The organism is Solibacillus silvestris, assembly GCF_051967575.1.
GTDB classification, from domain to species: Bacteria; Bacillota; Bacilli; order Bacillales_A; family Planococcaceae; genus Solibacillus; species Solibacillus silvestris_B.
This window is the reverse complement of record NZ_JBQCJW010000004.1, coordinates 1-11,318: the sequence shown is the minus strand read 5'-3', so window position 1 is coordinate 11,318 and position 11,318 is coordinate 1. Positions and strand designations below refer to the sequence as shown.

At 41.5% G+C, this 11,318-nt stretch carries 9 protein-coding genes and 1 pseudogene; 5 read left to right on the top strand and 5 right to left on the bottom strand.

All coding sequences use genetic code 11. The features are described 5' to 3' along the window. Positions 1 to 645: LPXTG cell wall anchor domain-containing protein (locus tag ACTHOQ_RS03525; protein ID WP_440494291.1), on the top strand; the 645-nt coding region annotated here is incomplete at its 5' end. Positions 646 to 712: 67 nt separating this feature from the next. On the opposite strand, the gene ACTHOQ_RS03520 is transcribed toward ACTHOQ_RS03525, so the two are convergent. The 3 genes from ACTHOQ_RS03520 to thmT all read right to left on the bottom strand — a co-directional run bounded on the left by ACTHOQ_RS03520 (position 713) and on the right by thmT (position 3,156). Next, a complete protein-coding gene (locus ACTHOQ_RS03520) occupies positions 713 to 2,056 on the bottom strand; it encodes a CAP and S-layer homology domain-containing protein (protein WP_440494290.1) in 1,344 nt (447 codons plus the stop codon). A gap of 17 nt (positions 2,057 to 2,073) precedes the next feature. Further along, positions 2,074 to 2,700, bottom strand: a complete 627-nt coding sequence (locus ACTHOQ_RS03515) for a class A sortase (RefSeq protein WP_440494289.1) — start codon at positions 2,698 to 2,700, stop codon at positions 2,074 to 2,076. 270 nt (positions 2,701 to 2,970) lie between these two features. Further along, on the bottom strand, positions 2,971 to 3,156 hold the full coding sequence (gene thmT / locus ACTHOQ_RS03510; protein WP_440494288.1) for a 2-hydroxymuconate tautomerase: 186 nt from the start codon (positions 3,154 to 3,156) through the stop codon (positions 2,971 to 2,973). Positions 3,157 to 3,221: 65 nt separating this feature from the next. Between thmT and ACTHOQ_RS03505 the strand changes: the two genes are divergently transcribed. Then, positions 3,222 to 3,734, top strand: coding sequence for a YwhD family protein (locus tag ACTHOQ_RS03505; protein WP_440494287.1), 513 nt, complete (start codon positions 3,222 to 3,224; stop codon positions 3,732 to 3,734). A 985-nt stretch (positions 3,735 to 4,719) separates the two neighbouring features. Here ACTHOQ_RS03505 and ACTHOQ_RS03500 read toward each other — a convergent pair. Then, positions 4,720 to 6,777, bottom strand: coding sequence for a transglycosylase domain-containing protein (locus tag ACTHOQ_RS03500; RefSeq protein ID WP_440494286.1), 2,058 nt, complete (start codon positions 6,775 to 6,777; stop codon positions 4,720 to 4,722). Positions 6,778 to 7,160: 383 nt separating this feature from the next. Here ACTHOQ_RS03500 and speB point away from each other — a divergent pair, with 383 nt between their 5' ends. Then, on the top strand, positions 7,161 to 8,033 hold the full coding sequence (gene speB, locus ACTHOQ_RS03495; protein WP_440494285.1) for an agmatinase: 873 nt from the start codon (positions 7,161 to 7,163) through the stop codon (positions 8,031 to 8,033). A 53-nt stretch (positions 8,034 to 8,086) separates the two neighbouring features. Here the strand turns inward: speB and ACTHOQ_RS03490 are convergent, their stop codons facing one another. Continuing rightward, positions 8,087 to 9,175 (bottom strand): diguanylate cyclase, encoded by a 1,089-nt coding sequence (locus tag ACTHOQ_RS03490; RefSeq protein ID WP_440494284.1) that lies wholly within the window; start codon positions 9,173 to 9,175, stop codon positions 8,087 to 8,089. A gap of 195 nt (positions 9,176 to 9,370) precedes the next feature. Here ACTHOQ_RS03490 and ACTHOQ_RS03485 point away from each other — a divergent pair, with 195 nt between their 5' ends. Together ACTHOQ_RS03485 and argS are read left to right on the top strand one after the other, a co-directional pair. Then, positions 9,371 to 9,814 carry a YwiB family protein gene (locus ACTHOQ_RS03485; protein WP_440494283.1) on the top strand — a complete coding sequence of 148 codons (444 nt, stop codon included), beginning with the start codon at positions 9,371 to 9,373 and terminating at the stop codon, positions 9,812 to 9,814. Further along, positions 9,811 to 11,247 (top strand): annotated as a pseudogene (gene argS / locus ACTHOQ_RS03480) (arginine--tRNA ligase); the annotation flags it as partial. The gene ACTHOQ_RS03485 and the pseudogene argS, both read left to right, overlap by 4 nt. Positions 11,248 to 11,318: the final 71 nt, after the last annotated feature.

The following is an 11,318-nucleotide window of genomic DNA, read 5'->3' as shown; positions in this document are numbered from 1 at the left end:
ACAAACCCAGGTGAGCCGACAAATCCAGGCACACCACCAACAAACCCAGGTGAGCCGACAAATCCAGGCACACCACCGACAAACCCAGGTGAGCCAACAAATCCAGGCACACCACCGACAAACCCAGGTGAGCCGACAAATCCGGGCACACCACCGACAAACCCAGGTGAGCCGACAAATCCGGGCACACCACCGACAAACCCAGGTGAGCCAACAAATCCGGGCACACCACCGACAAACCCAGGTGAGCCGACAAATCCGGGCACACCACCGACAAACACTGGTGGAAGCACAACGACAGGAAGCACACCAACAACGTCGGCTGTACAATTGCCGCCAGCAATTGTACAAGAGATTAATAGCTTAAAAGACTTGATTTTAGGCTACCCATCAGAGTTGCCGACTGCCGATGAATTAGATCGCTTATTAGCTTTATATAATAACTACTTGAAGATGACGCCAGCTCAGAAACGCGAATTCGAAAAGCTAGTAGATATTGATGCATTAAGAGATTTATTATTGGCGGAAGGGGTAAAATTGCCTCAAACAAATGGTGATTTCAGTACAGCGACGACGATGTTCGGTTTAGCTTTATTGGCGGCTGCAGCATTATTAGTAGCACGTCGCAGAAAAGAAGCGAACTAAAAATAAAAGACTGCCTGATAAGAAATTTATCAGGCAGTCTTTTAATTTGCGGCTGTGACGATTAAAGTCAATATTCCGGATCCATGAAGTTTAATGTGAAGTAGCCGTTCGTTACTCCTACAGCCATTACTGTGAAATCTTTAAAAGAAAGCACACTGCGGTGAGATGGGGAGTTAATCCAGTTGTTCACTGCATCAAAAGGGCCGTTGCGGGATGCGCCCAGAAATGCCAGATTTTCTCCGACGACGGCTTGCTTGCTCATTACTTTATATTTTAATCCTGCTGCTGTGATGCGATTTTCCGCTTTTGTGCCATTTTTTCCGGCATGGGCAAAATAATCGTTTTTATGCATATCCTTCGAATGTGCATAAGCAGCGTGAACTAATGCATCATAATGCGAAAGTGCGGGCAAGTTTAGCTTGGCACGATAGTTATTGATTAAAAGCATAGTCAGCTTTGAATGGCCGATTGAATCCTTCATCGGTACATCATTGCTGTAGTACTTATAATAGTCGAATGAAGGATCAGTCCAGTATGCTGCTAAAAGTTTATTGTTTTTTTGGTGATCAAAATATAAAGTATAGGCTTTTCCGTTAATTGTTTCTTCCACTTTTTCCGAAGCGGAATAGCTCTTGCCGATTGTGTAGCTGCCAATTTGCGTGCCGTCTTTTGAAATATAGCCGGCGACTGCCTGATTTCCTTTGAATAATTCAAACGCCAAATTTTTTGGCTCTGCTTCTGTTATGCCGATATATACATTGTCTATTAAATGGCTGATTTTTTTGTATTTCTTCGTTAACTCATTAGCAGGATAGTTTTTTGCATGCTTTGCAATGACAGAACGATCCAGTTTGTTTTTGCCCATTTGCTCCAAGCGATAGAAAAATACAACCAATTCCGCGCGTGTAATTTTTTCCGCTGCGCCAAAACGGTCCAATGGATTTGCTTTATTGGCGAATTTGCCGTTCGTAATTTTTTGCTCGAATAAGTAATCTATTGCATCAGGAACACTGCGTGCAGTGCCTAAACCGTAGCCGATCATTTCCGCAACTGTGCCGCGATTGATCGAAGCTGACCTCATTTTGGAGATGTTTGTTCCGAGCATTTCAATATCGTAATCCTGCAGCGTACGGTAAAATTCGTTGCTCCAATGTTCGCCGCTGACGGTTTGCTTACTTTTATCGAAATTGAAAAAGTTCGTATAAATTTTGGCGAATTGGGCCTCTGTCACATTTGCATCGGGTTTGAACGTATTGTCATCGTAACCGCTAATGATTTGCTTTTTCACGCCCCAATTGATTTCCGTTGCATAGCGGTGATTCGCGGGTACATCTTTAAAGCTTGCTTCGACAGTTGTAGTGATGAAAAATGTACTGAGCACTAGAGAAAATAGCATTATGAGCTTTTTCATATTTGACCTCCATATTGTTAGATTGGGTATGATTGAATCCATTCACCTTGGACAAGCAGCCGCTTTGTTCCAGCCTCTGCACATGTAATGAGCGTTAAAAGCACTTGATCTTCCACATCGTAAATTACATGCACATCCGAATCCTGAATGACCTCTATCGTCGAAATTTTATATTCATGTATAAAATCCTTGTCGCTAATATAGGCGATATCGCCGATTTGCACATGATATAGCGGGCCGAAGAGAATATCCTTGCCCTCGATATAATGACTTGCCAATGCGTAATTTCCCGCGCCCGGTTGTTGGTCAGGCTTTAGTGTGCCAGCACCTAGCGCAATGACCGATTCCGAAACACCTTTGCCGATCGGAAGCTCCAGATCAACAGAGGGGATGGCGATCGAGCCGATTACCGAAAAATCTCTCTTCTTTAACTGTGCCTTCAGTACATCCATAATCTCAAGGGTTTGCACAGTCTGGAATTGGAAGTTTGCCTCTTGAACTTCATCGACGGACACAATTTCCTTTTTCACTAGTTCTTCACTGCCTTTTGAAACGAGGAGGACTTGAAGAGGATAATGAAATGTAAAAATCAGGCCAAAAATAAGCAATAGAGCAATAAAGAAGAATTTCACTGTTTTTTTCATAATGAATGACCAAATTTCCTATTTTGTTATATCATACTTATTGCCAATTTAATGACGCATAACAAGGATGATTATAGTATATTTTACTATATTTTACTGAAAAAAACTTGTGTAAAAATTACTAAATATTGAAAGGGCAATTTCAGGGCGGGGAAAAGAGGAGCAGCTTTCATTGAATTGTAAATGGATATTGGACATACTAAAAAAGAGAACCCAATTAGATTCTCTTTTGCTTAAAAAATTTGTTTATACAATAGGGACAAAAGCTTTTTACTTATCGCTATAGCGTACTCCGCCTGTTGCATAATGGTTTTTGGACATTTCTTCAATAATGATCGATACATTTTCTACTGGCGCGTTCACTGTTTTTGAAACAGCTTGTGTAACTTCTTCCACGAGCGCACGTTTCTGTTCTTCTGTGCGGCCCTCAATCATTTTAATTGTAACGATTGGCATAAAGTCGCCTCCTAGTTAAAATATAGTGTATAGTATTTATAATAGCGTATTTGGAGGTATTTACAATGGCGAATGAAGAAAAATCTAAACCAAAAATGGGTTTTACGATAATTAAAAATGATCCGACTGACGGACATAAAGGCTTCGGGATTGGCTCACTTTCTTTGGAAAATGTGTCGCCGGTCATTATTGATGTCGCAGAGGGAACTGCAGTTGTCGATATCGGGGCAATGCATGCAAAAAGCGAAGTAGAGCGCGGCATTAAATTTACGGTGAACCGCGAAGACTCAGCGGGCGGGAAAAACTACTGGCTCGTGTGGGTGACGATTGACCATAAAGAATCCGGTGCTTACTTTGCAGGGGCAACAGCTTGTGAAATGGTCGTCAATCGCGAAAAACGCCGCGGCTATAAAATATTGGCAGACCATGTAAATAAAATGGATAAGTCAATGAAGCGTCATATTATTGTCGATCATATGGATGCGCCATCGAAAAAAGTATTGGCAGAATTTTTGAAAAGCCATAATGAAGATATGTGGAATAACAGCGATGAAAAATTAGTGCATGATTTGGCCTGAAACCCGGATTTGTTATAAAGAAATAACAAATCAAAAAATAATTATTTTGGTCAGTCAATTGTTTTTTTAGAAAAATGAATCAATTCAGTGAACAATATGTGACATTTCAGGAACAACCTAAATCGGTAGTTGAAACTGCTACCAAAAGAAAGTAAACTGAACTTAAAGCTTGCAAAGTAGTAGGCTAGGACACGTGGGAAATGAATAGTGATGAGGATTATGCGGCATTTGAACATTCCCAAGCCGAATGCCCCATGTTTCTCATCCTTTCGTTAACCACACTAGAAAAGCTCTTTCGTTTTACGGACTAGAACCGGAAACGAAAGAGCTTTTTTATTGTTCAAGAATTACAGATTTTAGCATTGGGGGTAACTTTGTAGTGAAGTGTTGCCCCCGTCTCCCGTCCAAAAGGAGAGTACGTAAAATCTTTATTTTCAATTCTGGACGTCAAAATCGATTAACACGTTTTTCATTATTCTAATAGACCGCTTTTTACTTATCAGTTAGAAAATTGAATGCTTGCATCAGCCTGATAAATAAAGGGAGGAATTCCGCCTAACCGGAAAATTGCCGAAATAGACGGAGGGATTCCGCTTAACAACTGAAAAAAATCAAAAAGAGGGTTTTTATTTCGCCTAACCGGAAAAAACTCCCGTTATTTATCCCTAAAATAAGGTCCATTCCGTATTTAACCGGAAAATCTCCGCTTATTTATGCCGCTCGTTGCTTCAATATAGAAAGAATGAACTCCTCAAACCCATTCCTTTGCAAAAGGCCAACTGAAAGGGTTATCCGATATGGGAAACAGAAAGCACCTTATTAAACAAGTTTTTCAACGCCCCCTCTAAAAATGATGGGGTGTTTACTTTCGTGTCGGGTTTTCCAAAACTTGCGGCTCACATGATGGGAGTCATTGGGGGCATGCCGCACGACGTGGCGTTTTGCCCCCTCGGATTTGGATGGGCGCTTTAGCGTTTTTGCTCTTTTACTCCCAGAAATTCCGGATTGCCTCAAACGGCAGCGACTCCCAGAAGTCTCCCCAAGAATTTGTATCGAAAAAATCGAATGATGCACAAGATTCAGTTGGCACGTCCTTCGTTTTCATATAAACAATGCGTTGGCTTGAACAAGAATCATGCGCCAGTTTGCCGCTCTTAATATCGATAGTGACAGGCTGGACACCGCTTGGCATTGTAAAACCTTCATTTGCTTTCCCGTCGAGTGCGGTTTCCATGAAATCAATCCAAACTTGCTTTGAAGCCGCCATATCTGCCTGGACGGATAATGTTTTTCCTTGGTCATAGCCATTCCATACCCCTGCAGTCAAGCTTGGTGTAAAGCCGATCATCCACTGGTCACTGTTCGTTGTCCCAGATTTTGCCGCATAGGTATGTGTCATGCGAGAGCGCAATGATAGGCCGGTTGCCGGGGAATAGTCGCTGAACACAGGATCGAACATGCCTGTCATCATTTGTGTCAAAACGAATGCGTCTTCTTTGGAAATGACTTGCTCTTTTTCAGGCGCTTTATATTCGTACACAACTTTTCCTTTCGCATCGGTAATCGACAATACAGTGGTTGGTTTCCGCTTTTCGCCGCCTGCCGCGATGATGTTATACGCATTCGTTAAATCATACAGCGAATTTTCGGCTGTCCCAAGTGCAATGGACGGTACATCTTTGTCGGAATATTGGAGCCCGAACCGCTTTTGAATATCGCGGAATGAGCGGTAGCCAATATCCTCCAAAGTTTTCACTGCATAAATATTATCGGAGATGGCTAATGCTTGAGCCAACGACAGCTCATGGTCCGCGTACTTTTTATTTACGTTTTGAGGTGTATATGTTGCGCGTCCGCCGTCATACGTAAATGTCGTTTGACTAACATCCAAAAATGACATTGGATTATAGTTGTTTTCAAGGGCAGCCGCGTACAAAATCGGCTTGATTGCAGAACCAGGCTGACGGTTGCCCAATGCTACCCGATTGAACGAACTAACACTATAGTCACGCCCGCCGACAAGCGCTGTTACAAACCCTGTATCTGTATCCATACTTACAAAACCGACTTGAAGCTCATTGTTTGGCATATTCGTTTTTATCGCATTTTCTGCTGCCCGCTGATGTGCCTGGTTAAGCGTTGTTTGAATCGTCCAGCCACCTTCGCTTATGCTTAAATTTTTAGCCTGCAAAATATCGCTCGCTTCTTCCCATACTACATCTAAAAAGTAAGGAGCAATCGATTTCGTTGCAATCCAGTCATCACTTTTCAGCGCGACCTGCTCTGATGCAGCGCGATTTCTTTCTTCATCGGTGATTTTCCCTTGCTCATTCATTAAACGTAAAATGACTTGTTGGCGATTTGTCGCTTTTTCCAGATTGTTCAAGGGCGAATAATATGTCGGCCCTTTTGGAACACCGGCGAGCATGGAAGCTTCCGCCAATGTTAAATCCTTTGCTGATTTTCCGTAAAAATAGCGACTTGCCGCTTCGACACCGTACATCCCATGGCCATAATAAACTGTATTTAAATAGCCTTCTAAAATTTCCTCTTTTGAGTAAAATAACTCTAAACGATAGGCAAAAAGGGCTTCATTTATTTTCCGGTTCCACGATTTTTCATGCGTCAAATAAAGGTTTCGCGCATATTGCTGTGTAAGCGTGCTTGCTCCCTGCACTTTACCGCCAGCTTTAATATCCGCTAATACGGCCCCGGCTATCCGGGAATAATCAAAACCGCCATGATCGTAGAAATCTTTATCTTCCACAGCGACAGTAGCATCTACTAAATAAGGGGAAATTTCATCCAACTCTGTCCAGTAACGGCGTTCCTCGGCGAAATAATCGCCAATTTGATTATGGTTGCTATCTAAAAAAATCGATGCTTTCGGCACGGTAAGCGGTGGCGCCCCGGCAACTTGTGCATATATACGCAATGAAAGAAGGGTGACAGCGAAAAAACTTAAAAAGGCAATTATAGCTAGTCCAATTCTTTTGCCGCGCTTTTTCCGGTTTTTCCGCTTTTGGTATTGCTGTCTTTTCAAGTTTTACCACCCCAATTCTTTTATAGTAATGGATGTGCAAAATATTTTTCTGTGATCTGCGAAAAGTCTATTGCACTTTTAATGAAAACAACTATACTTTTTCGTAGCACTTTTAATTCATTTTTAAAGAAGCATCAGCAACTTTAAAAGTGAATGAAAGCACCAAAATATGTTCTGAAAGCGGATGTAGCTTTAGTTGGGACCGATTCAATCAATCGTGTCGAATTTTGTCAGTTGTACTTAATTATACGAAAATAGCGAACAAAAGTTTCATATGTTAGATTTAGTATGAGCAACTTCTCCCATCGCTATGCATCCAAAATTGTGAACAAATGAATATGCAATTGATAATTTAAAATAAAGAAAGATGCAGGTGACGATAAATGAGGTTTGATGAAACTTACGCAGGCAATATGTTTATTAAAAGCCATCAAAATTACGAAGAAAGTAAGGCGGTTCTTTACGGCATGCCAATGGATTGGACAGTAAGCTACCGTCCAGGCCAGCGTTTTGGTCCAGCTCGGATCCGTGAAGTATCAGTTGGCTTGGAAGAATATAGCTTTTATTTAGAACGCGAGTTGGCGGATGTGCCATTTTTCGATGCAGGGGATATTCCACTGCCATTCGGAAATCCTGAAAAATCATTGGCGGAAATTAAGACATTTGTCCGTAAAGTATTGGCAGACGGCAAAGTTCCTGTTGGTATGGGCGGCGAGCATTTAGTATCACTGCCTGTCATGGAAGCTGTATATGAAAAATACTCGGATTTAGCGGTTATTCATTTTGATGCACATACGGATTTGCGCACAGATTATGAAGGGGAGCCGTATTCGCACGCAACACCGATCCGCAAAATCGCGGATACAATCGGACCGGAAAATGTGTATTCATTTGGCATCCGTTCAGGCTTGAAAGAAGAATTGCAGTGGGCAAAGGAAAAGGGTATGCATATTTCCTTATTTGAAGTATTAGAGCCATTAAAACAAGTGCTGCCAGCATTAAAAGGACGCAATGTTTACGTGACGATCGATATTGATGTATTGGATCCTGCGCATGCACCAGGGACAGGCACTGTTGATGCAGGCGGGATTACGCCGAAAGAGCTTTTAGCATCGATTCATGAAATCGCGCGCTCTGAAGTGAATGTTGTCGGTTTTGACCTTGTTGAAGTGGCACCTGTATATGACCACTCGGAAATAACAGTGAACACAGCTGCAAAATTAATTCGCGAAATGATTTTAGGCTGGGTGAAATAAACGAAAATAAAAGCGGGCGACGGAAAAATTCTTTGTCGCTCGCTTTTGTATGTTTACTTTAAGTTATTTGCATGGAAATAGCTTGAAATCTTATTCGTTTTCGCATGCTGCTCCGCCATAATCAAGTTTTTCATTAAGCAATTTATATTTGCGCCATTGTCAGGATAAGAGCTTATACCAACGGAAACCGAAATACGAATATCCCCATCCTCATTTCCAAGTACATCAAAAGATTGCTTCGAGATTGCCTGAATCAGATTACTCGCTTCAACAACCGCTATGGCGGGAGCAACATCCTTCAAAATAATTAGAAATTCCTCCCCGCTCAGGCGTCCGGCAAATGCATCATTTTTATCGGCATATTCCTTCAAGGAAAGAGCAAGCTGTTGAATAATCAAGTCTCCAACAGAAAAACCGTATTGACCATTGATCATCTTCAAATCCTGAATGTCCACAAGCATTAAATTGAATATGCCATTTTTCCTGATAAGATGCTGAATATGCTTTTCGCTCTCTTTACTATTCGGCAATTGTGTTAAAAAATCGATTTTTTGCAAATGTGTTGACTGCTGAACCGTATCATTCGTACGTTTCACCTGATGGATGACGATGTAAATGAAGTGGAACGAAAAAATTGTAAATGCGCCATATAACAGCAAATATTCGAAGTTTCTACTATGGAAGCAAAGCCCGATAAATAATGTAATAATCATTTCAGTGAAGCACACCCAAAAATAAATGAAAGCCGTTTTGGATGTGAGCTCGTATTTTCTCGTGCTGAAAAATAGGAAAAGGACGAGCAAAATGAAATTAACGTTCAATAAAAGAGGGACCATCGTTAAATTAGGCAAGAAAAAAAGTCCGGTCCCGATAAGGAGGCCGCTTATTAAAATCGCAAAAGGTCCGCCTAATAGTCCGCTGAACAGAACAGAAATGAACTGGGTATTCACCATCAAACTATGAGCAAGATGAAAAGCGGAAAAGGTGATAATAAGCCCTGTTATACCGAATTTCAATCCTGTTACATAAGGGATTGTTCGGTCAACGAAAGCTGACTTTTTAAAATAATTTATAAATGGCCAGTAAATTAAAAGTGTAAAAGTAAACAATATAGAAAAGTAAGATAACATTTCGATGAACATAATAAACTCCTTTATAAACTAATCATCAATGTTTTTTATAAGAAATACTATAATAATAGTTGAATTGAAGAAAAAATGCTCATAACAAGGTGATAGTAGGTGTAAGCGCAAAGTTTAAGTTCGATGTTGCTTAAAGATACGTACTTATCCTATAATAAAAAGGTTATAGAAATACATGCATAGGAGCTGACTGCTATGGCGAACGAGAACGGGAAAACAGTCAAAATCAAGCTAGTTTCCTCAATCATTCCAACCGAGGGCGAGCTTGAACAATATGAAATGTGGCTTGAAGGCAGCTGTGTGAAAAAAGGCGGCAGCCATTATTTGCGCTACGAGGAAATACAGGAAGATGTGCAAATTCAAACGACGATCAAGCTAAATGAATCCAATTCGTTTATTATGCGAAGCGGAGGCGTGAACATGCGGCTGCCTTTAAATCCGGGCATACGCGAAAACGGCCATTACGAAAGTCCATTTGGCTCACTGCCGATCATTACCGATACGCATCAGTTAGCTATCGAAGTGACAAAAAGCGAAAAAGTGTCAGGGCGTTTTGAAACGCAATATGATCTTATAATAGGCGGAAATTCTGTCGGTCAATACTCATTGGAAATTCAATTTACGGAGGTATATTTATGAACGCGGTAGAACAATTACAGCAATCGATTAAAGCGGCACTAGCAGCAGCTATCGATAAAGCAAGTTTGGTGGAAGCTGGAACAGAAATAAACATTCATCTAGAAACACCGAAAGACAAAGCAAACGGTGACTTCGCGACAAATATAGCGATGCAGCTGACTAAATTGGCGAAAAAGCCGCCAAGAGCAATCGCAGAGGCTATTTTGGAAAACTTGGAAACAGCAGGCACAGATATCGAAAAAATCGAAATCGCAGGCCCAGGCTTCATGAACATTACTGTGCGCAAAGACTTCTTGGCTGGTGTCGTTAAAGCGGCATTCGAGCAACGCGAAAACTATGGTCGATCAAATGCAGGCGAGGGCGAAAAAGTACAAGTGGAGTTTGTATCGGCAAACCCGACAGGCGACTTGCATTTAGGCCATGCGCGCGGTGCATCTGTAGGAGATTCACTATGCAATGTGATGGACTTCGCCGGCTATGATGTATCACGCGAATACTACATTAATGATGCAGGCAACCAGATCAATAACTTGGCCTACTCTTTGGAAGCCCGCTATAAACAAGCTTTAAGCATGGAAGCGGAGATGCCGGAAGATGGGTACCATGGACAGGACATTATTGACATCGCAGGGAAATTAGCCGAGGAATCCGGTGCGTCAATTTTAGATAAATCTGAAGAAGAACGCTTTAAATTTTTCCGTGAGCACGGTCTGAAATTGGAATTGGCAAAACTGCAGAACGATTTGAAAAACTTCCGCGTTGAATTTGATGTTTGGTATTCAGAAACTTCTTTATATGAAAACGGCAAAATCGATGTCGCATTAAATAAATTAAAAGAAAATGGTCATGTATTTGAAGAAGAGGGCGCGACTTGGTTCCGTTCGACAACATTCGGCGATGACAAAGACCGTGTTCTAATCAAAAATGACGGCTCCTACACATATTTAACGCCGGATATCGCTTACCATGAAGATAAGCTGCGCCGTGGCTTCAACAAATTAATCAATATTTGGGGTGCGGACCACCATGGATACATTCCGCGTATGAAAGCAGCGATCGAAGCATTAGGCTATGACCGCGGTACATTGGAAGTGGACATTATCCAAATGGTTCAGCTATATAAAAACGGCGAGAAGTTCAAAATGTCCAAACGTACAGGCAATGCTGTCACAATGCGCGAGCTAGTGGAAGAAGTGGGCTTGGATGCCGTACGTTACTTCTTCGTAAAAACAGCTGGCGACTCTCATATGGACTTCGACTTGGATCTGGCTGTATCACAATCAAATGAAAATCCGGTATATTATGCACAATACGCACATGCACGCATCTCTTCAATTTTACGCGCGGCAAGCGAGCAAGGTTTTGAAGCTTCACTGGAAAATCTAGAATTGCTCACTGCAGAGAAAGAAGAGGATGTCCTGAAAAGAGGAGGGCACTGAAAAACTTACATTTTTTACGATGAATTAGTTTTTCAAACAAAAATAAGGCCCTTTCCATTCGTTTT